General features: G+C 72.0%; 21 protein-coding genes. 11 read left to right on the plus strand and 10 right to left on the minus strand.

Translation table 11 applies throughout. The features are described 5' to 3' along the window. Positions 1–18 precede the first annotated feature (18 nt). Positions 19–195, plus strand: a complete 177-nt coding sequence (locus ACBJ59_RS16685; RefSeq protein WP_364129233.1) for a hypothetical protein — start codon at positions 19–21, stop codon at positions 193–195. Here the strand turns inward: ACBJ59_RS16685 and ACBJ59_RS16690 are convergent. Further along, positions 171–1,730: an ABC transporter substrate-binding protein gene (locus tag ACBJ59_RS16690; RefSeq protein WP_375111131.1), complete on the minus strand. Its 1,560-nt coding sequence runs from the start codon at positions 1,728–1,730 to the stop codon at positions 171–173. The two genes, ACBJ59_RS16685 and ACBJ59_RS16690, sit on opposite strands and share 25 nt — an antisense overlap. Before the next feature lie 172 nt (positions 1,731–1,902). Here ACBJ59_RS16690 and ACBJ59_RS16695 point away from each other — a divergent pair, with 172 nt between their 5' ends. Both ACBJ59_RS16695 and ACBJ59_RS16700 read left to right on the plus strand, forming a co-directional pair. Next, positions 1,903–3,798 (plus strand): nitrate- and nitrite sensing domain-containing protein, encoded by a 1,896-nt coding sequence (locus tag ACBJ59_RS16695; RefSeq protein ID WP_375111132.1) that lies wholly within the window; start codon positions 1,903–1,905, stop codon positions 3,796–3,798. Continuing rightward, a complete protein-coding gene (locus ACBJ59_RS16700) occupies positions 3,791–4,147 on the plus strand; it encodes a DUF742 domain-containing protein (protein ID WP_375111133.1) in 357 nt (118 codons plus the stop codon). Before ACBJ59_RS16695 ends, ACBJ59_RS16700 begins: the two co-directional genes overlap by 8 nt. Here the strand turns inward: ACBJ59_RS16700 and ACBJ59_RS16705 are convergent. Next, positions 4,125–5,519: an MFS transporter gene (locus ACBJ59_RS16705; protein WP_375111134.1), complete on the minus strand. Its 1,395-nt coding sequence runs from the start codon at positions 5,517–5,519 to the stop codon at positions 4,125–4,127. The two genes, ACBJ59_RS16700 and ACBJ59_RS16705, sit on opposite strands and share 23 nt — an antisense overlap. A 72-nt stretch (positions 5,520–5,591) precedes the next feature. Here ACBJ59_RS16705 and ACBJ59_RS16710 point away from each other — a divergent pair, with 72 nt between their 5' ends. Then, positions 5,592–6,059 (plus strand): MarR family winged helix-turn-helix transcriptional regulator, encoded by a 468-nt coding sequence (locus ACBJ59_RS16710; RefSeq protein ID WP_375111135.1) that lies wholly within the window; start codon positions 5,592–5,594, stop codon positions 6,057–6,059. A gap of 60 nt (positions 6,060–6,119) precedes the next feature. On the opposite strand, the gene ACBJ59_RS16715 is transcribed toward ACBJ59_RS16710, so the two are convergent. The 7 genes from ACBJ59_RS16715 to ACBJ59_RS16745 are packed head-to-tail and all read right to left on the minus strand — an operon-like array spanning position 6,120 to position 13,990. Then, a complete protein-coding gene (locus ACBJ59_RS16715; protein ID WP_375111136.1) occupies positions 6,120–7,004 on the minus strand; it encodes an ABC transporter ATP-binding protein in 885 nt (294 codons plus the stop codon). Next, a complete protein-coding gene (locus tag ACBJ59_RS16720; RefSeq protein WP_375111137.1) occupies positions 7,001–7,801 on the minus strand; it encodes an ATP-binding cassette domain-containing protein in 801 nt (266 codons plus the stop codon). The genes ACBJ59_RS16715 and ACBJ59_RS16720 overlap by 4 nt, the downstream gene beginning before the upstream one ends. After that, positions 7,798–8,661, minus strand: coding sequence for an ABC transporter permease (locus ACBJ59_RS16725; protein ID WP_375111138.1), 864 nt, complete (start codon positions 8,659–8,661; stop codon positions 7,798–7,800). The genes ACBJ59_RS16720 and ACBJ59_RS16725 overlap by 4 nt, the downstream gene beginning before the upstream one ends. Then, positions 8,658–9,674, minus strand: a complete 1,017-nt coding sequence (locus ACBJ59_RS16730; RefSeq protein WP_375111139.1) for an ABC transporter permease — start codon at positions 9,672–9,674, stop codon at positions 8,658–8,660. Before ACBJ59_RS16730 ends, ACBJ59_RS16725 begins: the two co-directional genes overlap by 4 nt. Positions 9,675–9,677: 3 nt before the next feature. Further along, entirely contained in the window at positions 9,678–11,294 is a 1,617-nt protein-coding gene (locus tag ACBJ59_RS16735) for an ABC transporter substrate-binding protein (protein ID WP_375111140.1), read from the minus strand. Between the two features lie 22 nt (positions 11,295–11,316). Continuing rightward, positions 11,317–12,927: a hydantoinase/oxoprolinase N-terminal domain-containing protein gene (locus ACBJ59_RS16740; protein ID WP_375111141.1), complete on the minus strand. Its 1,611-nt coding sequence runs from the start codon at positions 12,925–12,927 to the stop codon at positions 11,317–11,319. Next, entirely contained in the window at positions 12,920–13,990 is a 1,071-nt protein-coding gene (locus tag ACBJ59_RS16745; protein ID WP_375111142.1) for a DUF917 domain-containing protein, read from the minus strand. The genes ACBJ59_RS16740 and ACBJ59_RS16745 overlap by 8 nt, the downstream gene beginning before the upstream one ends. A 144-nt stretch (positions 13,991–14,134) precedes the next feature. Here ACBJ59_RS16745 and ACBJ59_RS16750 point away from each other — a divergent pair, with 144 nt between their 5' ends. From ACBJ59_RS16750 to ACBJ59_RS16765, 4 genes are all read left to right on the plus strand, one after another. After that, the gene (locus tag ACBJ59_RS16750; RefSeq protein ID WP_375111143.1) at positions 14,135–14,569 is read left to right on the plus strand and encodes an RpiB/LacA/LacB family sugar-phosphate isomerase; all 435 of its coding nucleotides are present in this window, start codon (positions 14,135–14,137) and stop codon (positions 14,567–14,569) included. A 78-nt stretch (positions 14,570–14,647) separates the two neighbouring features. Further along, entirely contained in the window at positions 14,648–15,886 is a 1,239-nt protein-coding gene (locus ACBJ59_RS16755) for an amidohydrolase (RefSeq protein WP_375111144.1), read from the plus strand. Between the two features lie 27 nt (positions 15,887–15,913). After that, on the plus strand, positions 15,914–18,439 hold the full coding sequence (locus ACBJ59_RS16760; protein ID WP_375111145.1) for a Tex family protein: 2,526 nt from the start codon (positions 15,914–15,916) through the stop codon (positions 18,437–18,439). Between the two features lie 675 nt (positions 18,440–19,114). After that, the gene (locus ACBJ59_RS16765; protein ID WP_375111146.1) at positions 19,115–20,146 is read left to right on the plus strand and encodes a hypothetical protein; all 1,032 of its coding nucleotides are present in this window, start codon (positions 19,115–19,117) and stop codon (positions 20,144–20,146) included. Here ACBJ59_RS16765 and ACBJ59_RS16770 read toward each other — a convergent pair. Then, complete coding sequence (locus ACBJ59_RS16770; RefSeq protein ID WP_375111147.1) at positions 20,143–20,847, minus strand: TetR/AcrR family transcriptional regulator; 705 nt, start codon at positions 20,845–20,847, stop codon at positions 20,143–20,145. The two genes, ACBJ59_RS16765 and ACBJ59_RS16770, sit on opposite strands and share 4 nt — an antisense overlap. A gap of 102 nt (positions 20,848–20,949) precedes the next feature. Here ACBJ59_RS16770 and ACBJ59_RS16775 point away from each other — a divergent pair, with 102 nt between their 5' ends. The 3 genes from ACBJ59_RS16775 (at position 20,950) to ACBJ59_RS16785 (ending at position 24,066) form a co-directional block, all read left to right on the plus strand. After that, the gene (locus ACBJ59_RS16775) at positions 20,950–22,170 is read left to right on the plus strand and encodes a saccharopine dehydrogenase family protein (protein ID WP_375111148.1); all 1,221 of its coding nucleotides are present in this window, start codon (positions 20,950–20,952) and stop codon (positions 22,168–22,170) included. Between the two features lie 76 nt (positions 22,171–22,246). Further along, the gene (ilvD, locus tag ACBJ59_RS16780; RefSeq protein ID WP_375111149.1) at positions 22,247–23,896 is read left to right on the plus strand and encodes a dihydroxy-acid dehydratase; all 1,650 of its coding nucleotides are present in this window, start codon (positions 22,247–22,249) and stop codon (positions 23,894–23,896) included. A 32-nt stretch (positions 23,897–23,928) separates the two neighbouring features. Then, positions 23,929–24,066, plus strand: a complete 138-nt coding sequence (locus ACBJ59_RS16785; protein WP_375111150.1) for a hypothetical protein — start codon at positions 23,929–23,931, stop codon at positions 24,064–24,066. The last annotated feature ends 152 nt before the right edge of the window (positions 24,067–24,218 follow it).

Consider the following 24,218-nt stretch of genomic DNA (forward strand, 5'->3'; position numbering starts at 1 on the left):
AGGGCTAGCCTAGGCAACATGCGCTGGTGGAAGATGCTCGGTCTGGCGGGAATCATGGGAGTGGCGGCCACGGGGGTGGTGATCGCGCGCGCCGAGCGGCGCCGCCGGGCCTACACCCCGGAGGAGATCAGGTCGCGGCTGCGCGAACGCGTCGGCGAGCAGCAGGACGATCACGCCGAGGGCCGCAGGTCGTAGACGAACACCACGTCGGGGTAGGCGGGGTTGTCGTCGTAGCCCTGGATGCCGCCGAGATAGGCCCGCTGCGACTTGGCCACCCACGGCAGCGCGGCGGCCGCCCGCTGGTCGATCACCCGGGTCGTGGCCCGCTCGTAGGCCTGCTGCGCCGTGGGCTTGTCGGTCACGGTCAGCTCCGGCACCGGGTCGAGCAGCGCGTCGAGGCCCTGGTCCTTCAGGTACGACAGGTTGAACACGGGCGGATCCGCGCTGCGGAAGACCTGGCCGAAGTAGGAGTAGCCGTCGGCGTAGTCGGGCCACCAGTACATGACGAAGATGTCCTGGCCGCGCTTCTTGCCCAGCTCCCACTGCGCGTTCCAGGGCATCGCCCTGGCCTCCAGGGTGACGTTGAGCGTGCGCAGCGTCGCCCGTAGCCGCCTGACGAGCACCTCCTGGTCGGCCTCGCCCTCGGCGTAGGTCAGGCGAAGGCGCAGCGGCCGGCCGCCGGGCCCGTAGCCCGCCAGCCGCAGCAGCCGGGAGGACACCGCCAGGTCCTGCTTCGGCACGTCGTCGGGCACGTGGCCGAGCAGCCCCTCCGGGATGACACCGCTGGCCGGCATGACGGAGCCCTTGAGCGCCTTGACCAGGCCCCGGTAGTCGACGGCCCGCTGCACCGCCTTGCGCACCCGTACGTCCTTCATCGGCCCGGCGGCCGTGTTGAAGAGCATCATCGCCGTCGTGAACGACGGCCGGTCGGACGTGCGCAGGCCGGGCGCGGCCGAGGCCAGCGCGAACAGCTTCGGGTCGAGCCGGTTCACGAAGCTCGCCTCGCCGCGCTGCAACATCCGGTACGCCCGCTCCCGGTCGGGCACGGCCCGGTACTTGATCGTGTTGTAGTGCGGCCGCCGCCAGCCACCCCAGTACCGGTCGTACGCCTTGAGCGTGAGCTCGTCCTCCTTGCCCTTGTCCCACTTCACCACCGTGTACGGCCCCGACCCCGCGTCCCTGCCCTCCTGGAACCACTTCCCCAGGTCAGGGGCCGCCTTGGTGTCGTAGATGTAGGCCGCGTACCCGGCGGAGGCCACCAGGTCCAGCGGGACCGGGTACTTCAGCGCGAACGTCACCGTGCGCGGCCCCTCGACCCTGATGGAGGAGACGGCGTCCCAGATGTAGGAGGCGCCGGTCCTGGCCTGCATGGTGCGCTCGATCGACGCCTTGACCGCCTCGCCGTCCAGCGGCCGGCCGGTGTGGAACGTCACGCCGGGACGCAGGCTGAACGTCCAGGTCCGGCCGTCGGCCGACGACCGCCACGACGTGGCCAGCCGGGGCACGGACTTCTTGGTGACCGGGTTCCAGAGCGTGAGGGTCTCGTACACGTTCTGGAAGGCGATGATCTCGTTGGAGTAGGAGCGGCTGGGGTCCCACTCGGTGACGACGTCGGTGTTCTTGACGTAGACGAACGGCGACTCCCCCGAGGGAGCCTGCTGTACCTCCGCAGGCGCCGAGCAGGCCGCGAGGAGGACCAGCGCGGCGGCCGCTGCGAGTCGACGGCGCAACGCGTCTCCCTCTGTCGCCGATGTATCCGGGAAACCTACTCCAAGATCAAGCCGAGGAGCGCCCAGGTGTCCAAAAGTCCCGAAAAATTGGGCATTTTGGTGATCGAATTGCTATCCTCGGGGCTTGTCCCGTCCGGGGTTGCCAGCAGGGGACCGACCGGAGTGAGGTGCCATGGGTCGTAGCCGAACGATCCGCATGAAGATCATCGGACTACTACTGGTGCCGCTGGCCTCCATGGTGGTGTTGTGGGGGGTCATCACCGCCGTCACCGCAAGCGAGAGCTTGGAGCTCCGTCAATACAAGACGGACTGGACGAACCTCCGTCTTCCCGCGTACAAACTGATCAGCGAGATCCAGCGTGAACGTCTAATCTCGGCCAGACTCCTGCGTAACACGGCGGACAAGACCGCGGTGGCCACGCAGCGCACCCGCACCGATGCCGCAAGTGACGCGTTCAGGCAGCTCTCCAGCAACTCCAAGGACAGATCGGAAGAGATCCGCACACAGGTGGACGCGGTGTACACAGCAATCGACAGGCTCGACGCGGTCCGAGGTGAGATCGACGCGGGCCTGTCCGACCGTCTGCACTCCGTCGAGACCTACAGCTCGATCATCGACACCCTGTTCGGCCTGCACCGGCGGGTCGCGCTGATCGACGATATCCCGATCTACGAGCAGTCCCGCGTGGTCATCGACATGGGCTACGCCAAGGAGTTGCTGACCAGGGAGCAGGCCATCGGGCTCGGCGCGCTGACCGCCGCGGAGCGCAGGCTGTTCACCCGGCTGGCCGGGAACCGGCGCTTCCTCCTCGACCAGGGCCTGGCCGAGCTCGACCCGGTCCTGCGCGACCCCCAGGTCGCCCTCATCACCTCCCCCGCCTACCAGCGGATGCGGATGTTGGAGGACCAGATCATCGCCGGCGGCATGCCGCAGGGCTGGCTCACCATCACCGAGGCGCTGGCCAAGTCGTTCAACGAGGCCCAGATGCGGGCCAGCACGATACTGAACGAGCGCGCCGACCCGGTGGCCGACGAGGTGCTGTCCAGGGCGTTCCTGCTGGCGGGCACGGCCCTGGGGCTGGTGATCGTGTCGATCGCGTTCTCGCTGCGGATGGGCGGCCGGCTGTCGAAGGAGCTCGGCGCGCTCCGGCTGACCGCCCTGGAGGTGGCGCAGGAACGGCTGCCGCACGTGGTCGCCAAGCTGCGCAAGGGCGAGACGGTCGACCTGCCGGAGCTGTCGGTGGCCAGCACCACGGTCGAGATCGACGACGTGGGCCAGGCGTTCTCCACCGTGCAGCAGACGGCGGTGGAGGCCGCGGTCGGCCAGGCGCAGCTCAGCGAGGGCGTCGGACACGTCTTCCGCAACCTGGCCAGGCGCAGCCAGACCCTGCTGCACCGCCAGCGCATCCAGCTGGCCGACATGCAGCACCGGGCCACCGACCCCGAGGCGCTGGACGACCTGTTCAAGCTCGACCACCTCACCACCCGCATGCGCCGCCACGCCGAGGGCCTGATCATCCTGTCGGGCGCGACGCCGGGACGCGGCTGGAGCCGGCCGGTGCCGCTGCTGGACGTGGCCCGCGGCGCCGCGGCCGAGGTGGAGGACTACCAGCGGGTCGTCGTCGAGCCCATGTCCGGCCAGCGCCTGGCCGGGACCGTGGTCGGTGACGTGATCCACCTCATCGCCGAACTGATCGAGAACGCCACCGTCTACTCCCCCGCGCACACCTCGGTCATCGTGCGCGGCGAGGCGGCGGCCCGCGGCTTCGCCTTCGAGGTCGAGGACCGCGGGTTCGGGATGAGCGCAGAGGAGCTGGCCGACTACAACGAGCGGCTGGCCAGCCCGCCGGAGTTCGACCTGGCCGACAGCGACCGGCTCGGCCTTTTCGTCGTCTCCCGCCTGGCCGCCAGGCATGACATCCGCGTGACGTTGCGCGGTTCACCATATGGAGGGACCACCGCGATCGTGTTGATCCCGGAAGAGCACGTGGCCGCACCCGAGGCCGAGGCTCAGAGCCCGGCTCCGAAGGAGCCCGATCGCCCCATGCGGGTGGTGCGAAGTGAGTGAAGAGCGCTGGCTGGACGAGGACGCCGGTCCGATCGTCCCCGCCTACCTGCTGACCAGGGGCCGTACGGTGCCCGCGAGCGAGGCCATCGACCTCATCGCGGTGATCATCACGGCCGGTGGCCTGACGCCGCCGCGCGGCCTCGACCCCGAGCATCTGATCATCCTGCAGAAGTGCACCCAGCCCACCCGGCTCGTGGACGTCGCGGCCGAGCTGAACCTGCCGATCGGCGTGGTCCGGGTGCTGGTCGGCGACCTGCACGCCCAGCAACTCGTACAGGTGGAGCTGCCGCCGCCCGCCCCGGACGCCAAGGTGCTGCTGGAAGTGATCAGCGGGCTGAAGGCGCTGTGACGACCCGGCGATTGAGATATCCGAACACGGCCGCGAACAGCGCGGCGATGACGCCCGCCCCGGCGGCTGTCCCGAAGACCCACTGGTAGCCGCCGGCGCCGGGCGCGGCCGCCAGGATGGCCGCGATCGCGGCGCCGGCCGTGCTGCCGCCCACGATGCGCACGAGCGCGTTCACCCCCGCGGCCAGGGCCGTCTTGTCCGGGGCCACGTGCTCGACGGCCATGGTGCCCAGCGCCGCGTAGCTGACGCCGAGGCCGATGCCCATGAGCGAGGACGCCACGTACAGGTGCGCGGGGGCGTCGTTCTCGATCACCAGCCACGCCGCGGCCAGACCCGTGATGAGCGAACCCGCCGCCACGGCGGACGAGGCCGGGAAGCGGCGCATGATCCGGCCCGCGAAGAGCGAGATCACCAGCATGAACAGCGTGCTCGGCAGCAGGTAGAACCCGACCTCCAGGGTGGTGGCGGAGAAGCCCACCGGCGCCTGGGCGAAGCTGGACATGCCGGTCAGCAGGGTGAAGAAGGTGAAACCGAGCAGCATCGAGGACACCGTCGCCCCGACCGTGCCCCGGTGCACCAGCATCGCCATCTCCACCAGCGGCTCGGCCACCCGGCGCTCGACCAGCACCCAGATCACCGCCAGCACGACCGCCGCGCCGAGCAGCCCGAGCACGCCCGGCGAGGCCCAGCCCCAGGAGCCGCCCTCGCTGATGGCCAGCAGGAGGGCGACCAGCCACGCGGTCAGCAATGCGGCCCCGAGAAGGTCGGGGCGGCCCTTGACCGGCGGGGCGGCGTCATGGACGAGGAAGGCCACGACGATCGCGGCCACCAGCGAGACGCCGCCGGTGATCCAGAACACCAGGTGGAAGTCGCCGGAGGCGAGCCCGGCCAGGATCATGCCGCCGCCGCTGCCGAAGCCCATCGTGGCGCTCAGCACGCCGATGCCGGTGGCGAGCTGGTTCCTGGGCAGAGTGTCGCGCACCACCCCGATCGACAGGGGAACGAGCGCGGCCACGAAGCCCTGCAGCACGCGTGCCACGATCAACCAGGTCAGCGAGGTCGCCAGGGCGGCCATGACGGAGCCGATCACCAGGAGGGCCAGGGCGCCGAGGATCATGGGGCGCCTGCCGTACATGTCGCCGAAACGCGACAACAACGGCGTGGACACCGCGCCGACCAGGAGGCTCAGCGTGAGGGTCCACGACACGGCGGTCAAGGAGGTGTTCAGCTCCCGTTGCAGCACCGGAAGCAACGGGACCACCGCGGTGTTCTGCAAGGCGGCGATGGAGGCGGCGAAGGCCAGGGAGACCACTGCGGGCCAGGGGTTCTTGCTCGACGTCTCGCGCGACGCGGGCGCGACGACTGTCGCCATGTCGGCTCCTTTGGATAACTTAGGTAAGTAACAGGGCACGATAATACATACGTAAGTTAGGTAAGCAAACGGATGGACGAAGATCTCAACTCGACGGTGGCCGCCTTTCGCAGGCTCGTGACCACGATCAACCGCGGCAAGACGCACGAGCGGCTGACCGAGGCCGCGGGCGTCCGGCTGGACCGCCCGGACGTCCAGATCCTCGTCCACCTGCTGGACGCCGGTGAGCCGCGCAGGATCGGCGTGATCGCCGAGAACCTGCAGGTGGAGAGCCCGCACGTGACGCGGCACGTGGCCGCGCTGGAGCAGCGCGGCCTGCTCGAGCGCGTACGCGACCCCGACGACGGCCGGGCCTGGCAGATCGTGCTCACCGAGGAGGGGGCCGAGGTGGCGAGCCGGTGCCGCCGGGTCACCACCGAGTGGTTCGAGGGCGCCCTGGCCGACTGGTCCGCGGCGGACCGGGCGGAGCTGTCGCGGCTGATGGGCAAGCTCTCGGACGACCTGTGCGAGCACATGAGGGCCCGCCTCGTCATCAAGTGAGCGGGGTCATCAAGTGAGCGGGATCGTCACGGGGGCGGCGTCGTCACGTGGGCGGGGTCGTCACGTGCGCAGGACGTCCTCCGCGCGGTGGCAGGCCACCTGACGGTCTCCCACGTCCCGCAGCGCGGGCGGCCGCTCGCACTCCGGCACGGCCAGCGGGCAGCGCAGCCGGTACGCGCAGCCGGTCGCCGCGGGCACGGCCTCCGTCCGGCCCCTGGCCTCGGGCGGGGCGCCGCCCAGCTTCGGCACGGCGTCGCGCAGGGCCCGCGTGTAGGGGTGTGCGGGGTTGTCCAGGAGGCCGGAGGTGGGGCCCGACTCGACGACGCGGCCGGCGAAGAGCACGTGCGAGGTGCGGCAGAGCCGCTCCACGACGGCCAGGTTGTGGGTGATGAGCAGGCGCTCGGTGTCCAGGGAGGCCAGCAGGTCGAGGATCCTGGCCTGGACGGTGACGTCGAGCGCGCTCGTGGGCTCGTCCAGGATGAGCAGGCGGGGGTCCACGGCCAGGGCGCGGGCGATCACCACGCGCTGGCGCTGGCCGCCCGAGAGCTGGTGGGGGCGGCGGGTGGCCAGGTCGGGGTCGAGGCCGACCTGTTCGAGCAGCTCCTTGACGCGGGGGCGGGCGGCGCGCGGGAGGGCCTCGGCTATGGAGGTGCCGACGCGCATCCTGGGGTCGAGGGCCTCGGCCTGGAAGACGGGCTGGACGTCCTTGCGGAACTTCCGCATGTCCGTCTTTTTGAGGGTTTGGTCGCCGTACCAGATATTTCCGGACATGGGGGTGAGGAGGCCCAGGAACGCGCGCGCCAGCGTCGTCTTGCCCGAGCCGCTCTCCCCGATCAGGCCCACGCCGCCCTCGGTGATGTCCAGGCTGACGTCGTGGACGACCGGGCGGCGGGCGTACCCGAGTGTCACCCGCTCGGCCCTCAGCAGCGCCTCCGGCTGGGTCACGGCAGTGCCTCCAGGAGCTCACGGGTGTAGGGATGGGCGGGCTCGGCCAGTACGGCGGCGGCGGGACCCGACTCCACCACCGCGCCGTCCTTCATGACGAGCACCCGGTCGGCGATCGTCGAGACCAGGGCCAGGTCGTGGGAGACCAGCAGGAGCGCCAGGCCCCGCTCCTCCCGCAGCCTGCGCAGCACGCCGACCACCTCGGCCTGTACGGTCACGTCGAGCGCGCTGGTGGGCTCGTCGGCCAGGATCACCTCGGCGCCCAGGGCGATGGCCAGCGCGATGGCGAAGCGCTGGGCCTGGCCGCCGGAGATCTCGTGGGGATAGCGGCGCAGGATCTCGCGGTCGAGCATGACCGCCTCCACGGCCTCCGCCACGGCCCGCTCCACGCCGGGCCTGCCGTGCAGCTTGAGCGCCCGGCGCATCAGGACGCCCAGGCGGGTGGCGGGGCTGAGCGCGGCCTGCGGCGACTGCATCACCAGCGCCACCCTGGCGCCCCGGATCTCGCGGAGCGCGCGCGGCGAGGCCGTGAGCACCTCCACCCCGCACACCCTGATGTGTCCCGAAATTTCGGCATCCTGGGTCAGGCCCAGGAGCGAGAGCAGCGTCGTGGACTTGCCCGACCCGCTCTCCCCCACGATCGCCACGCACTCCCCCGGGCCCACGTCCAGCTCCGGCACGTCCGCGACCAGCCGCCCGCCGTAGCTCACCCGCAGATCGCGCACCTCGATCAATTGACCGCCCTCGTGCTCATGGTCGCGACCGCTTCGGCGCTCGCCGGCTCCTTCGTCGCTCACTTCCGCCGAGCTCCTTCGCTCCGGGGATCCAGCGCGCTGCGCAGCCCCTCACCCAGCACGTTGAACGCGAACGCCGTCACCAGGATCGCCAGCCCGGGGAAGGTCACCACCCACCAGTTCGTGGTGAACAGCGACTGCCCCTGCTGCACCATCAGCCCCCATTCCGCCGTCGGCTCCTGCGCGCCCAGCCCCAGGTACGACAGCGCCGCCGAGGTCAGGATCACCCCGCCCGCGTCCAGCGAGAGCTGGACCAGGACCGGAGTGAGCGAGTTGGGCAGCACGTGCCGCAGGATGATCAGCGGCGCCGGCACGCCGAGGCACCGGGCGGCGTCCACGTAGCTGCGGGTGGAGATCGAGGCGGCCACGGACGCGGCCAGCCGCGTGTACCAGGGCCACCAGGTCACCGCGATGGCCAGGATCACGGTGTTCACGCTGGGCTGCAGCACGACGGCCAGCGCCAGCGACAGCAGCAGCGCGGGGAAGGCCAGGAACACGTCCGTCACCCGCATGATCACGTCCCTGACCCAGCCGCCCGCGTACCCGGCGACCACGCCGAGCGTGACCCCGACCACGGCCGAGACGGCCAGCACGGCCACCGCGATGAACAGCGAGGTGCGCCCGCCGTACAGGATCCTGGTGAGCACGTCCCGCCCGACCTGGTCGGTGCCGAACCAGTGCGCGCCGCTCGGCGGCAGCAGCCGCTCCAGCGGCCTGGGGTCGTCCATCGGGTACGGCGCCAGCCACGGTGCCAGGATCGCCGCCAGCACGATGAGCACGATGAGCACCGCGCCCAGGGCGGCGAAGCGGTCGGGGATCCGCGGCAGGGTCCGGCGCAGCGGCGCGGGTCGCACGTCGGTCATCGGGCCCTCGCCCGGGGGTCGACGAAACCCTGGAGGATGTCCACGACCAGATTCGCCAGCACGTACACCAGGGCGACCAGCAGCGTGACGCCCGCGATGGCGGGGGTGTCCAGCGAGCGGATCGACTCGGCGGCGTAGCGGCCCAGGCCCGGCCAGTTGAAGACGGCCTCGACGAGGAAGCCGTTGACGATCGCGTACGCGAAGACCAGCGCGATCAGCGACAGGACCGGGTTCAGCGCCGGCCTCAGGGCGAACCTGGTCAGGATGGCCGTCTCGCCGAAGCCGAGCGCGCGCTCCAGCCGGGCGTGGTCCTGGCCGGACTCCTCGATGAGCGCCGCCCTGGCCATCTGGGCGATGACGCCGGCGGGGTAGGCGGCCACGACGAGGGCCGGCAGGACGAGGTGTTCGAGGGTGCTGGTGAAGATGGGCCAGTTGCCGGTGATGAGGGCGTCGACGACGGTGATGTTCGTCCAGAGGGTGAGGGGGCTGGTGGTGTCGAGGGCGGAGTCGTATTCACCGGCGATCGGGAACCAGCCGAGGTTGCTGGCGAAGACCGTCTGCAGGGCCAGGGCCAGCCAGAAGACCGGTACAGAGACGGCCAGCATGCTGCCGAACCGTACCCCGAAGTCCGGAAATCTCGTCTTGTAGCGGGCGGCGAGCACGCCGAGCGGGATGCCCACGACGACCGCGATCACCAGCGCCGCCCCGACCAGCTCCAGCGAGGCCGGGAAGGCGAGGTAGAGGTCGTCGCGCACGGGCTGCCGGGTGCGCAGGCTGACTCCCCAGTCACCGGTGACCAGGTCGCGCACGTAGTTGAGCAGCTGCACCGGCAGCGGATCGTCCAGCCCGAACCGCGCGCGGGCCGCGGCCAGCTGCTCGGGCGTGGCCTTCGGCCCGGCGAACGCGACCGCCGGATCGCCGGGCACCAGCCGCATGACCACGAACGTGAGCACGACCACGCCGGCCACGACCAGGAGGGCCTGGCCGAGCCGGCGGGCCAGATAACGCGCCATTGGCTAGCTTGCGCGCTTGAGGTCGTAGAAGAAGACCACGTTGGGATAGGCGGGGTTGTCCGCGTAGCCCTGGACGTCCGAGGAGAGGGCGCGCTGATACTTCTGCACGTACGGCACCGCCACCGCCGCCTCCTCCTGGATGATCTTCTGCTGCAGCTCCTTGTACTGCTGGTCGGCCGCGAGCTGGTCCGTGGCCGTCAGCTCGGGCAGCTTGTCGATGGCCGCGTCGACGCCGGGGTTCTTGAGGTAGGACAGGTTGAACTGCGGCTTGTCGGCGCTCTTGAACACGTTGAGGAACCAGGAGTAGGCGTCCGGATAGTCCGGGTACCAGTACATGACGAAGATGTCCTGGCCCTGCTTCTTGCCCAGGTCCCACTGCGCGCTCCAGGTCATGGGCTTGGCCTGCAACGTCACGTTGAGCTTGTTCAGTGCCGAGCTGAGCAGCGTGACCAGCAGCTTCTGGTCCTCGTCGCCCTGGCCGTAGGTCAGGGTCAGCTTGAGCTCGGGGTTGTCGGGGCCGTACCCGGCCTCGGCCAGCAGCTCCTGCGCCCGGGCCAGGTCCTGCTTGGGCTCCATGCCGGAGGCGTGGCCGAGCAGGCCCTGCGGCACCAGGCCGCTGGCCTTCTGTCCCGAGCCCTCCAGCGCCGCCGCCAGGCCGTCGTAGTCGATCGCGAGCTGCAGCGCCTGCCGCACCTTGACGTCCTTGGTCGGGCCCGCGGCCGTGTTGAACAGCACCAGCAGGTTCTGGAACGACGGCGACTGCGTGGTCTGCACGGTCCCCGTCGTCCCGGCCTGGGCGAACAGCTGCGGGTTCAGGCGCTCGACGAAGTTCACCTCACCCTTCTGCAGGAGCTGCCAGGCGGTGGTGATCTCGGGTGTGACGCGGAAGGCGACCTTCTTGTACTGCTCCGGCTTCCAGCCGCCCCAGTAGTCCTCGTACGCCTTCAGCGTGAGCTCGGTCTCCTTGCCCTTCTGCCAGGAGTCGATCGTGTACGGGCCGGTGCCGGCGGTCTTCTTGCCGTCGGCGTCCACCGCGTCCACGTCGTAGATCCAGGCGGCGTAGCCGGAGGAGGCGACCAGGTCGAGCGGGGCGGCATACTTGAGCGTGAACTTCAGCGTGCTCGCGTCCACGGCCTCGATCGAGTTCACCGGGTCCCAGATGTAGGCCGCGCCGCCCTTCTTCTCGATCGTCCGCTCGATGGCCTTCTTGGCCGCCTCGGCGTCCATCGTGGCCCCCGAGTGGAACTTCACGCCCTGCCGGAGCTTGAACGTCCACTCCTTGCCGTCCGCCGCCGACGTCCATTCGGTGGCCAGGCGCGGCATGGCCTTCTTGGCCTCGGAGTCGTACCTGGTGAGGCCCTCGTAGATGTTCGACAGGGCGACGATCTCGTTGGAGTAGGAGGTCGCCGGGTCCCAGTCGGTGACGACGTCGAGGTTCGGCGCGTAGACGAACGTGCTGTCGTTCACCTGCCCGGTGGCCTGGTTCGCCGGGCTGCCGCCGCTCGCCTGGGGCTGCGGGGTGCCACCGGCGCCGCGCACCTGTCCGCCCGCGCACGCGGATGCGGTCAGGGCCAGCGCGCCGGCGACACCGGCGACGAGCAGACGCTTGTGCCAGCGCATGGTGGGGGGTCCTTTCGATGTGTCACCGGGCGAGGGGTCCGGCTGCTTTGACGTGTACCCGCACGGCGGGCTCGGAGAGGTAGCTCAGCGGCACCTCGAGGAGGTCCACGATCTCGACGCCGGAGGGATCCGCCCCCGCCGCCACGGCTCGCGCCCGCGCCTCCTCCTTGGCGCTTTCGATCGCTTGTGACCGGCTTTCTCCTGCAGGCAAGATCGTATCGACTCTGCCGCTCGCGAGTGCGATGGCGGCGCCCACGGCGTTGGCCACCTCGGCGTGCTCCGGCCGGATCACCCTGCTCACGCCGGGGATGTGATCAGGCAGCAGGAACGCCCCGCCACCCACCGCCACCAGGGGACGGTCGGCCCGGCCGAGCGTCATCCGGTCCACGGCGTCGATGACCATCTCGTCCGCCAGGGTGACCGCGCTTTCCAGAATGTCGCCGATTCTTTCCGACATGTCACCCACCTCCCCGGGCGTGTGCTCACGGGGGTCCTGCCCGCCGGTCCCGAGCGCCAGGATGGCCGCCCGCAGGCTCTCGCGCCAGCCCTCGGCCCCGGGCGGGATCCGGCCGGCCGCCACGGCCGCGTCCGTCATCGTCGCCGTCGCCCCGCCGAAGACCAGCGCCTCCTGAGCGATCCGGTAGCCGACCGAGTCGGGCCCGACGCCGCCGCCCCGCACCACGGTCCCGCCGCCGAGCGCGATGGCCAGGATGTCGGGCATGCGGAAGTTGGTCAGCACCCCGCCGATCTCGACCGCCGCCGCCGACTCCCTCGGGAAACCCCCGGCCAGCACCCCCAGATCGGTGGAGGTGCCGCCCACGTCCACCACGACCGCGTCCGCCACGCCGGACAGGTACGCGGCGCCGCGCAGGGAGTTCGCCGGCCCGGACCCGATCGTGGAGACCGGCAGGCGCGCGGCGTGCTCCAGGGTCATGAGCGTGCCGTCGTTCTGCGCCAGGTACGGCCGCGCGCCGAGCCCCCGCTCGGCCAGCGCCGTGACCAGGGCACCGGTGACGTGGGCGGCCACGCCGTACAGGGCGGCGTTCAGCACGGTCGCGTTCTCGCGTTCGAGCAGGCCGAGGGAGCCGATCTCGTGGCTCATCGACACCGGCAGGCCGTACTCGGCCCTGACCAGCTCCTCGACCGCCTGCTCGTGCTCGCCGCCGGCCGGGCTGAACACGCTGGTGACGGCCACCGCGTCGGCCTGCACGCCGTCCAGGAACCGGCGCACGGCGCCCAGGTCCAGCGGGCTGATCTCGCGGCCGTCCACGTAGTGGCCGCCGGGCACGATCGCCTCGCCCGCCGAGACGGCCTTGCGCAGCTCGGCGGGCCAGTCGGAGAGCGGCGGCACGGCGGTGGTGGCGGGCGCGCCCAGCCGCAGCACGGCGACCCGGCCGAGCCCGCGCCGCTCGAGGATCGCGTTCGTGGCGTGCGTGGTGCCCAGCATGACGCGGCCGACGCCGGTCCTGTCCCCCACCTGGGCGAGTACGGCGTCCAGGGCGGCCCGCAGGCCACCGGTCACGTCGGAGGTGGTCGGCCGCTTGGCCTTGGCGATCACCCGGCCGCCGGCGTCGAGCACCACCGCGTCGGTGTTCGTGCCGCCGACGTCGATCCCGATTCGCAGGTCAGCCACGCGCCATCAGCTCCTCGACGGGTACGTAGTCCAGGTCGTATCCGAACGCCCTCGGCCCGGCCGTCTCCAGGCCCTTGGGGGTGCGCCAGAGCGCGTCGCAGGGCCAGGCGAGCACCGTGACGCGCTGGCCGTACCTGAGGGCCTCGGTCTGGATCGCGGCGGCGGTCTCGGTGTCCACGACGGTGATGAGGTCGGGGACCATGGCGCGGACCCGGTCCTCCTCGACGGCGACCAGGTTCTCGTTCTGCAGCTCCAGCGTGAGGCGACGGCCCCGGTCAGCGCCGGTGCCCTCGATCGTGGCCGTTCCCCGTACGAACCCGCCCGTGGTGCGCCGCTCCACGTCGGTCAGCTTGCCGGTGATCAGCCTGGCGGCGCCGAGCCGGTCCTGGAGAGCGCCGAGCGGGTCCGCCGTGCCCTCGGTGGCGCGGCCGATCTCCAGGGCGCGGGTGACCGTACCCTCGATGACCGCGCCTCTGGCCCGTTCGGCGGTGAGCACGTAGTCGGCCATCAGCGCGTGCGACCCGGCCGCCACGCAGACGGCGCGGGCCAGGCGCTCCGACCAGAGCCCGTCGATCGGGCGGATGGTCACCACGTTGCCCGCGACGTCGGACATGACCACGAGGTCGGCGGGGAGCCCCGCCACGTACATCGAGACCATCTGGACCTCGGGGAAGGCCCGTCCCATGCCGTCAGCGTCGAGCAGCGGCAGCCCCAGCTGGGCGGCCCAGGCGACGGGCGCGACCCCGTTGGCGCCCCCGATCTCGGAGGACATGATCGCGCTCGGCGGCCGGCCGAAGATCCGCTCGACCTCCTCGGCGATGCGTTTGGGCTCGTCCTCGCCGTGGATCATCTCGTGGCTGACGGTGGGCGCCCCGATGCCGGACAGCGGCACGACCAGCGCGTCACCGGGCAGATCGCCCAGCTCCACCAGCGGCACCGGGCCGTGCTCGCGAATCGCCCGCACGGCGGCCAGCGATCCCGTACGCACGTCGCCCCCGCCACCGGTGCCCAGAACGGCACATCCCCGGGCGAGGGCCGAAATGTCATTTACGTCAATACTCATATGGCGCCACAACCAAGCACATACCAGCCCCTCGCGCCAGTCCCACCCTCCCTCCCGCCCCCACCGCGACCGCGGAGAGAGCTTGAGGGAGGCCGATCGGCCGGGCCAGGTGGTAGATGTGAAGGAGATCGACCGGGAGGGCACATGCGGATTTCGGTGGCCGCCGACAGCAGGGACGGGGTGGCCGAGCGGGTCGTGTCGGAGCTGCGCAGGCGGGGGCACGAGGTCGTGACCCACGGCGCGCTCAACGACGACGAGCGGGACGACTGGGCGTGGGCCTCGGAGCTGGCCGCCAGGGACGTGAGCGAGGGGCGCGCGGAGCAGGCGGTCGTCTGCTGCTGGACCGGGACGGGCGCGTCGATCGCGGCGAACAAGGTCCCCGGGGTGCGCGCGGCCCTGTGCGTGGACGCGTACACCGCCGACGGGGCCCGCAAGTGGAACGACGCCAACGTGCTGGCCCTCAGCCTCCGCCTCACGTCGGACGTGGTGCTGGACGAGATCCTGGACGCCTGGCTGGCGGGCCGGCCGAGCACGGATGACGCGGACGTCGCGAACGTCACCCACCTCAGTGACATTTGACCGCCTCGCGGCTGTTGTTCCAGAACCGTCACAGCGGAGGCGAGGAAATCGTCGGTCGCGCCCTTTAGGGTGCTGGGCATGACCGACGTGCTGCTCCGCGGCGGACTGCCCTGGAGACCCGGACCACCCGCCGCCCAGGGCCCGGCGGCACCCGCCGCCCAGCAGCGGCGGCCGCCCGCGACCCCGGAGCCGGGCGCGCCCGCCGACATCCTGGTCCGCGACGGGCGCATCGACCGGATCGCGCCGGGCATCGAGGCACCGCCCGACGCCCTGGTCATCGACGTGGCGGGGCAGCTCGTCCTGCCCGGCCTCGTCGAGGCGCACTGCCATCTCGACAAGACCCTCCACGGCGGGCCGTGGGTGCCCCACTCCGCCGACGACACGCTCGCCGGCCGCATCGGCAACGACCTGGGCCGCCGGGCGGAGCTGGGGGTGCCGAGCGTGGCGCGGATCGGCGCGCTGCTGGAGCAGATGAGCGCGGCGGGCACGACCCACGTCCGCACCCACACCGACATCGACCCGGCCGTCGGGCTGCGGGGGGTGGAGGCCGTGCGCGAGGCCGCGGCCGGCTCCCCCGTCGACGTGCGCCAGGTCGCCTTCCCCCAGCACGGCGTGCTCACCAACCCGGGCACGGCCGAGCTGCTGGAGGCGGCGCTGAAGAGCGGGGTCGAGGCGGTGGGCGGCCTCGACCCGGCGGGCATCGACCGCGACCCGGTGCGCCATCTCGACCTGATCTTCGGCCTGGCCGGGAGCTACGGCACGCATCTCGATCTCCACCTGCACGACGGCGGCTCGCTGGGCGGGTGGGAGCTGGAGCTGATCATCGAGCGCACCAGGGCGCTCGGGCTGGGCGGCCGGGTGGCGGTCAGCCACGCCTACGCGCTGGGCCAGCTCGACGAGGCCTACCAGGACCGGCTGATCCAGGGCTTCGCCGAGGCGGGCGTGGCGGTGGTGACCGCCGCCGTCTACAGCTTCCCCGTGCCTCCGATCAAGCGGATGCGGGCCGCGGGGGTCACCGTCGCCTGCGGGCACGACGGCATCCGCGACCTCTGGGGCCCGTACGGCAGCGGCGACATGCTGGAGCGGGCGATGCACGTCGCCTACCGCAGCACCTTCCGCAGGGACGAGGACATCGAGCTGGCGCTGGAGGCGGCCACCCACGGCGGGGCGCGGGCGCTGGGGCTGGAGGGCTACGGCCTGGCCCCGGGCAACCGGGCCGACCTGGTCGTGGTCCCCGCCGGTGGGCCGGCGGAGGCGGTGGTCGTTCACCCTGCGCGCACTCTGGTCATGAAGGACGGCGTCGTCCTGCACAATTGACCGGCGGGACCATCGAAAGGCAGGCAAGTGCTCTCTATTCACCAGCGGATCGCGGCAGAGCTCGACGTACGCGACGGGCAGGTGCAGGCAGCCGTCGATCTGCTCGACGGCGGCGCCACCGTGCCGTTCATCGCCCGATACCGCAAAGAGGCCACCGGCGCCCTCGACGACGCGCAACTGCGCACGCTGGAGGAGCGGCTGCGCTACCTGCGGGAGCTGGAGGAGCGCAGGACGGCGATCCTGGAGTCCATCGAGTCCCAGGGCAAGCTCACCGACGAGCTGCGCGAGCAGATCATGGCGGCCGAGACCAAGGCCAGGCTCGAGGACATCTACCTGCCCTACAAGCCCAAGCGGCGCACCAAGGCGCAGATCGCCCGCGAGCTGGGCCTGGAGCCGCTGGCCGACCAGCTCCTCAGCGACCCCACGCTCGACCCCACGGCGACGGCCGAGGGCTTCGTCACGGAGGGCGTCGCCGACGCGGGCGCGGCCCTCGAAGGGGCCAGGGCGATCCTGATCGAGCGCTTCGCCGAGGACGCCGACCTCATCGGCGGGCTGCGCGAGCAGCTCTGGAGCCGCGGGCGGCTGGTGTCGAAGGTCCGGGAGGGCAAGGAGGAGGCGGGGGCCAAGTTCTCCGACTACTTCGAGTTCGGCGAGCCGTTCACGAAGCTGCCCTCGCATCGGATCCTGGCCATGTTCAGGGGCGAGAAGGAGGAGATCCTCTCCGTCACCCTGGAGCCCGACGACAGCCCCGACTACGAGTTCCGCATCGCCTCCCGGTTCGGCGTCTCCGACCAGGGCCGCCCGGCCGACAAGTGGCTGGGCGAGACCGTGCGCTGGGCCTGGCGCACCCGCATCCTCGTGCACCTCGGCATCGACCTGCGGATGCGGCTGTGGCAGACGGCCGAGGAGGAGGCGGTGCGGGTGTTCGCGGCCAACCTGCGCGACCTGCTGCTCGCCGCCCCGGCCGGCACCCGGCCCACGATGGGCCTCGACCCGGGCCTGCGCACCGGTGTGAAGGTCGCCGTGGTGGACGCCACGGGCAAGGTCGTGGAGACCGCGACCATCTACCCCCACGAGCCCAAGCGGCAGTGGGCCCAGTCGCTGGCCGTGCTGGGCGCGCTCGCGCAGCGGCACGGCGTCGAGCTGATCGCCATCGGCAACGGCACGGCCTCCCGCGAGACCGACAAGCTGGCCGGCGAGCTGGTCGAGCACATGCCGTCGATCACCAAGATCGTCGTTTCCGAGGCCGGCGCCTCGGTCTACTCGGCCTCTCCCTACGCCTCCCAGGAGTTGCCCGAGCTCGACGTGTCGCTGCGCGGGGCGGTCTCCATCGCCCGGCGGCTGCAGGACCCGCTGGCCGAGCTGGTCAAGATCGACCCCAAGTCGATCGGCGTCGGCCAATACCAGCACGACCTGGCCGAGTCCAAGCTCTCCCGCTCGCTCGACGCGGTCGTCGAAGACTGCGTCAACGCGGTGGGGGTCGACGTCAACACGGCTTCGGCACCCCTGCTCACCCGCGTGTCGGGCATCGGCGCCACGCTGGCGGAGAGCATCGTCCGCCACCGCGACTCCAACGGCCCCTTCCGCACGCGTTCCGCGCTGAAGAGCGTGCCCCGGCTCGGCCCCAAGGCGTTCGAGCAGTGCGCGGGCTTCCTGCGCATCCCGGGCGGCGACGACCCGCTCGACGTGTCGAGCGTGCACCCGGAGTCCTACCCGGTGGTCCGGCGCATCCTGACCTCGGCCAAGACGGACCTCAAGTCGCTGATCGGCAACACCGCGGCGCTGCGCTCCCTCAAGCCGCAGGACTTCACCGACGAGACGTTCGGCCTGCCTACGGTCACCGACATCCTGCGCGAGCTGGAGAAGCCGGGCCGCGACCCGCGTCCCGCCTTCAAGACCGCCACCTTCAAGGAGGGCGTGGAGAAGATCTCCGACCTGACGCCCGGCATGATCCTGGAGGGCGTGGTCACGAACGTGGCCGCGTTCGGCGCGTTCGTGGACGTCGGCGTGCACCAGGACGGCCTGGTGCACGTGTCGGCCATGTCGCGCAACTACGTCAAGGATCCGCGTGACGTGGTCAAGCCGGGTGACATCGTCCGCGTGAAGGTCCTCGACGTCGACATCCCGCGCAAGCGCATCTCCCTGACCCTGCGCCTGGAGGACGAGACGACCGCCCAGCCCGGCGGCGAGTCCCCCCGCCGCGGCGCCGGCCGCCAGGCAGGCAACCGCGGGGACAGCCCTCGGGGCGACGGCCAGCAGCCCCGCGGCCAGGGCGCCCGCGGCGAAGGCGGCCGCACCGGCGGCGGCCGGGGCGAAGGCCAGCGTGGTGACGGCCAGCGCGGCGACGGGGCTCGGGGCGACGGGGCTCGGGGTGACGGCGGCCGCGGTAACGGCGGCCGCGGCCGGGGTGACGGCCAGCGCGGCGGGGACGCCGCCCAGCGTGGCCGCGGCGACGGGCAGCGCGGCGGCCAGCGCCGCCAGGACCGCCCCGCTCCGACGGGCGCGATGGCCGAGGCCCTCAGGAAGGCGGGCCTGGGCGGCGACAACCGATAGCACCGAAAGCGCGGCCCGGTCCGCCCCATCCGCCGGACCGGGCCGCTCCAGTCGGTGGACCGGGCCGCTCCATGCGCGCCAGCCCGCGGACCGCGTCTGCCCCAGTAAGCGCGCCAGCCCGCGAGCTCGCCGAGGAGGCGGCGCACCAGCCCAGGGACCGACCCACCGGACCTGACCCACCGCAACCGGCGCCCCAGCTCGCGGATCGAGCCAGCGGACCTGACCCATCGCAACCAGTGCTCCAGCGCTCCAGCTCCCAGCCCACGGGCTGAGCCCGTCACGTCCCACCCTCAACAGCCGGTGCACCAGATCCACGGGCCGAGCCGTCATGTCCCGCCCTCAACAGCCCGTGCTTCGGCGCGCCGGGCCCCGACCGCGACGCAGTCGGGGCCGCCAGGAAGACGACAAGCGCGCAGCGGGCGCGACGGCCACCCAGCTGGGCCCGGCGGGCAGGCGGGTGCTCCGTCAGGGAAGCCCCGCGCGCCGAGAACTCGCCCCCATGGGCACCGGGCCCGTACGTGTGCCGCGCCGACAACCACGGGCGGGCCCTCGTCATACGCCGGGCGTGCAGCGCTCGGCGCGACCCGAAGCCCCACGCCACGCCCCACGTCTGGAGGACCGACGCCATGCAGCGCCTCCCACTGCGCTGATCCCTCCTGGCGATACGGTCTAAGGGTGAGTACGACTGCGTTCGACACGGCGATCACTCAGGCCCGAGACCTGCTCAGGTGGCGTTCCCCGCTGCGGACGGAGCTCTGGGCCGCCCGGCTGGCGGCGGAGCTGGAGGCGGCCGGGGAGACGGAGGCGTTCCTGCGGCGGGCGGAGGAAGACGGGCGTCAGGAAGCGCGCCTCGCCCTCACCGCCCTGGCGGCGGTCGGCGCACTGGACGCACGAGACGCAGCGGCCCGGGAGCCCGAAGAACTGGCCCCGGAGTCCGGCGTACCGGCCCCGGACTCCGGAACACCGACGCCGGGGGCCGGGGAGGTGCTCGGGTGGATGCGGCGGATGGGCCGGGTGGTGTGCGAGGGGGCCTGGTACGGCAAGGCCGACCCCTACGGTGAGCAGGTCCTGGCGGTTCTGGCCTTCCGTTACGAGAACGGCAAGGAGCCCCACATCCTCGTCATCGGCATCGACCAGCCCCAGGGCGGCCTCGCCGTCGACGGCCTGGTGGAGGAGCTGAAGTTCCTCGACGACCTGGGCCTGCGGGAGGCGGAGCCGGGGGTGGTCGGGGGCCGGATCCTGGACGCGTTCGAGCTGGGCGAGACGGTCATGGGAGCGGCCGTGGCGGAGACGCTGCCCGCGATCCGCCCGCTGGCCGTCGCCCGCGCCCGGACCGTCCCCGGCCTCGTACGCGGCGCCCCCGACGAGACGCTGACCGAGTTCGAGGACGTGCCGGACCTGCCGGGGGCGCGGGAGGCGTTCGGGAAGCTGGCCGAGTTCGTCGGGAACCGGCCGCTGTGGTGGAGCCCGGGAAGGGTGCGGCAGTTCCTGACGTCGTGGCTGCCCCGCGAGGCGATCCTGTCGGAGGAGGCGATCGCCGCGATGCCCGAGGTGGTCCGGGCCTGGAGCCGCTACCGGGGCGACCAGCCGGCGGTGCTGCGCCAGATCGACGAGGACGCGCCCCGCCTGCCCGCGCTCATGGCCGACGACTCGCTGGCCGGGCTCGGCAAGCGGCTGGCCCGGAACCTCCCGGCCGACGACGCCTAGATCGCCCGGGCGAGCTGCGCCGACACGCTGGACAGCAGCATGTCGAGCGCCGTCGGGTACGCGCTGTCGTTCATCCGGGCGACCAGCAGCGGCGCCGTGGCCGCGATGTTGGGGTGCGTGCTGGCCGGCAGCCGCGCGTACGTGTCGCGCCACACCTCCTCGTCGGCCTCCCGCGCCGCCTTCGGCAGGGCCAGCGTGGCCGCGTCGAGGATGGCGAAGGCCAGGCTCTGGTCGATGAAGGCGTGGTAGATCCGTACGGCGTCGGCGTCGGCGAACCCCGCCCCGCGCACGATCCCGAGGATCGTCTCGTCGCCGGCCACCTCGTTCGGCCGCCCCGTGACCCGGCTGGCGGTGAGCACGGCGGCCTGCGGGTGGGCCAGGTACGCGTGGTGGATGCGCAGGCCGAGATCCCGCAGGTCGCCCCGCCAGTCCCCGCTGGGCCGCCAGTCCGCCATCGCGTGCCGGAACAGCTCGTCGGCGATCGCCAGGATGAGGTCGTCCATGCCCCGGAAGTACCGGTAGATCGTGCTCGCGTCGGCGCCGAGCGCGAGGCCGAGGCGGCGGGCGGTCAGCCCGGCGGCCCCGTGCTCGCGCAACATCCGCAGCGCGGTCTCCACGATGAGCCGGTGCGTCAGGACCTGCCCCTGTTTGGTGGGACGCCGCCGCCGGCGTGCCGCCTCCGCCACCACCCGCTTGGCCATGCAGCTCGCTCCTTATGCCAACGCCATTGACGTTGATGAGCCTACGGGCGTTTGATGAACGACAACAACCCCCCAAAAGCTGTCAAAAGGGGATTTATCGTCATGCGTATCCTTCTTGTGGGAGCCGGCGGCGTGGGAACCGCCATCACCCGGATCGCCGCCCGCCGCCCGTTCTTCGAGCACATGGTGGTCGCCGACTACGACCTTCCCCGCGCCAAGGCGGCCGTCGCCGCGCTGGGCGAGTCCGCCGGCCGGTTCACCCCGGTCAAGGTCGACGCCGCCGACGCCGGGGCCGTCGCCGAGTTGCTGGCCGAGCACCGCTGCGACGTCCTGCTCAACGCCACCGACCCGCGTTTCGTGCTGCCGCTGTTCGACGCGGCGCTCACGGCGGGGGCCGACTACCTCGACATGGCCATGTCCATGTCCAAGCCGCACCCCGACCGCCCGTACGAGGAGGTGGGCGTCATGCTGGGCGACGAGCAGTTCGCCCGCGCGCCCGAGTGGGCCGCGAAGGACAGGCTGGCGCTGGTCGGCATGGGCGTGGAGCCCGGCCTGGCCGACGTCTTCGCCCGCTACGCCGCCGACGAGCTGTTCGACGAGATCGAGGAGATCGGCATCAGGGACGGCGCGAACCTCACCGTCGACGGCTACGACTTCGCCCCCTCCTTCTCCATCTGGACCACCATCGAGGAGTGCCTCAACCCGCCGCTCATCTACGAGAAGGCCCGCGGCTGGTACACCACGGAGCCGTTCAGCGAGCCCGAGATCTTCGACTTCCCCGACGGGATCGGCCCCGTGGAGTGCGTGAACGTCGAGCACGAGGAGGTCGTGCTCGTGCCCCGCTGGATCCCGGCGCAGCGGGTGACGTTCAAGTACGGCCTCGGCGAGGAGTTCATCGGCACCCTGAAGACCCTGCACGCGCTGGGCGTCGACCGCACCGAGCCGGTCGCGGTCAGGACCGACCAGGGCACCGCCCGGGTGTCCCCGCGTGACGTGGTCGCCGCCGTGCTGCCCGACCCGGCCGAGCTCGGCGACCGCATGCACGGCAAGACCTGCGCCGGCACCTGGGTGAAGGGCGTCAAGGACGGGCAGGCGCGCGAGGTGTACCTCTACCACGTGGTGGACAACCAGTGGTCGATGCGCGAGTACGGCTCCCAGGCCGTGGTCTGGCAGACCGCGGTCAACCCGGTGATCGCCCTGGAGCTGCTGGCGAGCGGGGCCTGGACGGGCGCGGGCGTGCTGGGGCCGGAGGCGTTCGAGCCGCGGCCGTTCCTGGACCTCCTGGTCGAGTACGGCTCACCGTGGGGCATGCGCGAGCAGTGAGGGGGGCCGGGGACCACCGGTGAAACCGGGCACTGGATCATTGAGGTGCCGAGAACCGTACATCGGAGGAATCCCTTTGAGCATCGCCGACGATCCCGACCGCGCACCGGCCCGCTCCCATCTGTACGCCATGGGCATGTCGGAGGAGGAGATGCGCCGCCCTGTGGTCGGCATCGCCTCCACCTGGACCGGCACCATGCCGTGCAACCTGACCCACCGCGAGTTGGCCGCCCACGTGGCCGAGGGGGTGCGGGCGGCGGGCGGCCTGCCGATGGAGTTCAACACCATCGCGGTGTCCGACAACCTCACCATGCACACGCCCGGCATGCGCACGTCACTGATCAGCCGTGAGGTCATCGCCGACTCGATCGAGCTCATGGGCCGCGCGCACGGGTTCGACGCGCTGGTGGCGATCGTCGGCTGCGACAAGACCGTGCCCGCCGCGATCATGGCGCTGGCTCGGCTGGACGTGCCGTCGGTGGTCCTCTACAGCGGCAGCATGATGCCCGGCCGCTGGCGCGGGCGCGACGTCACCATCCAGGACATGTGGGAGGCGCTCGGCGAGCGCGAGGTCGGCCGGATGGACCAGGCCGACCTGGACGACCTGGCCAGGCACGCCTGCCCGGGCGCCGGCACCTGCGCCGCCCAGTACACCGCCAACACCATGGGCGCGGTCGCCGACTTCCTCGGCCTGGCGCCGTTCGGCGTGGGCGACATCCCGGCGGTGGCGGAGGAGAAGAACGCCGCGGCCCGGCGCGTGGGCGAGATCGCCATGGAGGCGCTGGCCCGCGACGCCCGCCCCTCGCGCGTGCTCACCGAGGACGCCCTGCACAACGCGATCGTGTCGGTGGCGGCCATGGGCGGCTCCACGAACGCCGTCCTGCACCTGCTGGCCATCGCCCGCGAGGCGGGGCTGCCCCTGGAGATCGACCGGATCGGCGAGGTCTGCCGCGAGGTCCCGATCATCACCGGGCTCAAGCCCAGCGGCGGCGACCACACGGCGCTCGACCTGTGGCGGGCCGGCGGCACCTCGCTGGTGGTGCGCCGCCTGCTGGAGGCGGGGCTGCTGCGCGAGAACGTCACGCTGGTGGACGGCCGCACCCTCGCCGGCGTGGCGGCGGACGCGCGGGAGACGCCCGGCCAGCGGGTGGTGGCGAGCGCGGCGGAGCCGTTCAAGCGGCGCGGCGCGCTGGCCATCCTGCGCGGCTCGCTCGCGCCCGACGGCTGCGTGCTCAAGCTGGGCGGCAAGGACGACTTCCGCCACGAGGGACCGGCCAGGGTGTTCGACTCGGAGAACGACTGCTACGTCGCCATCCAGGAGGGCCGGATCGTGGCCGGCGACGTCATCGTGGTCCGGTACGAGGGCCCGGCGGGCGGCCCCGGCATGCGCGAGATGCTCTCGATCACCGGCCCCCTCGTCGGCCGGGGGCTCGGCTCCTCGGTGGCACTGGTCACCGACGGCCGCTTCAGCGGGGTCTCGCACGGGCTGGTGATCGGGCACGTGGCGCCGGAGGCGTACCACGGCGGGCCGATCGCGCTGGTGCACGACGGCGACACGGTGGTGATCGACAGCGCGGCCGGAACCCTCGACCTGCTGGTGCCGGAGGCGGAGCTGGCCCGCCGTCGGGCCGCGTGGCGCCGCCCGGACCGGGCGGTGGAGCGGGGGGTGCTGACCAAGTACGTGGCCACGGTCGGCTCCGCCGCCGACGGCGCGGTCACGGCCTGAGGCCCTGGATCGGACAGGTCGCGGGGACGGCTATGCTGCGCAGTGACGTTTCCCGTGCCCCTCACCTGAAGGAGACCTGCGCGATGTACAAGGAGTTCGCTGTCGAGGCCGTGATGTGGGTCGTCCCGGTCGTGGTGCTGATCGGGGTAGCGCTCCTCGTCACCGCGTGAGCGTCAGGGGCCGAGCCACGGCACGGCCCCTGCCCGCATCTCACCGGTAATGCCTGCATGGTGAACGGCCGGTAGCGGCCCTCTGGCAGGACCTCCCAGGTCCCGTGTCGCGCGTCTCCCGCCACCGGCCGTTCGGGGAGATCCAATCCCGT

Origin of the sequence: Nonomuraea sp. MTCD27 (genome assembly GCF_041950495.1) — a bacterium.
Taxonomy (GTDB): domain Bacteria; phylum Actinomycetota; class Actinomycetes; order Streptosporangiales; family Streptosporangiaceae; genus Nonomuraea.

What these genes read in the sequence shown, in the direction of transcription:
- ACBJ59_RS16685 (WP_364129233.1), top strand. Translation starts at nt 19, where the DNA reads ATGCGCTGGTGGAAGATGCTCGGTCTGGCGGGAATCATGGGAGTGGCG.
- ACBJ59_RS16695 (WP_375111132.1), top strand. Translation starts at nt 1,903, where the DNA reads ATGGGTCGTAGCCGAACGATCCGCATGAAGATCATCGGACTACTACTG.
- ACBJ59_RS16705 (WP_375111134.1), bottom strand. Translation starts at nt 5,519, where the DNA reads ATGGCGACAGTCGTCGCGCCCGCGTCGCGCGAGACGTCGAGCAAGAAC.
- ACBJ59_RS16710 (WP_375111135.1), top strand. Translation starts at nt 5,592, where the DNA reads ATGGACGAAGATCTCAACTCGACGGTGGCCGCCTTTCGCAGGCTCGTG.
- ACBJ59_RS16725 (WP_375111138.1), bottom strand. Translation starts at nt 8,661, where the DNA reads ATGACCGACGTGCGACCCGCGCCGCTGCGCCGGACCCTGCCGCGGATC.
- ACBJ59_RS16730 (WP_375111139.1), bottom strand. Translation starts at nt 9,674, where the DNA reads ATGGCGCGTTATCTGGCCCGCCGGCTCGGCCAGGCCCTCCTGGTCGTG.
- ACBJ59_RS16735 (WP_375111140.1), bottom strand. Translation starts at nt 11,294, where the DNA reads ATGCGCTGGCACAAGCGTCTGCTCGTCGCCGGTGTCGCCGGCGCGCTG.
- ACBJ59_RS16745 (WP_375111142.1), bottom strand. Translation starts at nt 13,990, where the DNA reads ATGAGTATTGACGTAAATGACATTTCGGCCCTCGCCCGGGGATGTGCC.
- ACBJ59_RS16750 (WP_375111143.1), top strand. Translation starts at nt 14,135, where the DNA reads ATGCGGATTTCGGTGGCCGCCGACAGCAGGGACGGGGTGGCCGAGCGG.
- ACBJ59_RS16755 (WP_375111144.1), top strand. Translation starts at nt 14,648, where the DNA reads ATGACCGACGTGCTGCTCCGCGGCGGACTGCCCTGGAGACCCGGACCA.
- ACBJ59_RS16770 (WP_375111147.1), bottom strand. Translation starts at nt 20,847, where the DNA reads ATGGCCAAGCGGGTGGTGGCGGAGGCGGCACGCCGGCGGCGGCGTCCC.
- ACBJ59_RS16775 (WP_375111148.1), top strand. Translation starts at nt 20,950, where the DNA reads ATGCGTATCCTTCTTGTGGGAGCCGGCGGCGTGGGAACCGCCATCACC.
- ACBJ59_RS16785 (WP_375111150.1), top strand. Translation starts at nt 23,929, where the DNA reads ATGCTGCGCAGTGACGTTTCCCGTGCCCCTCACCTGAAGGAGACCTGC.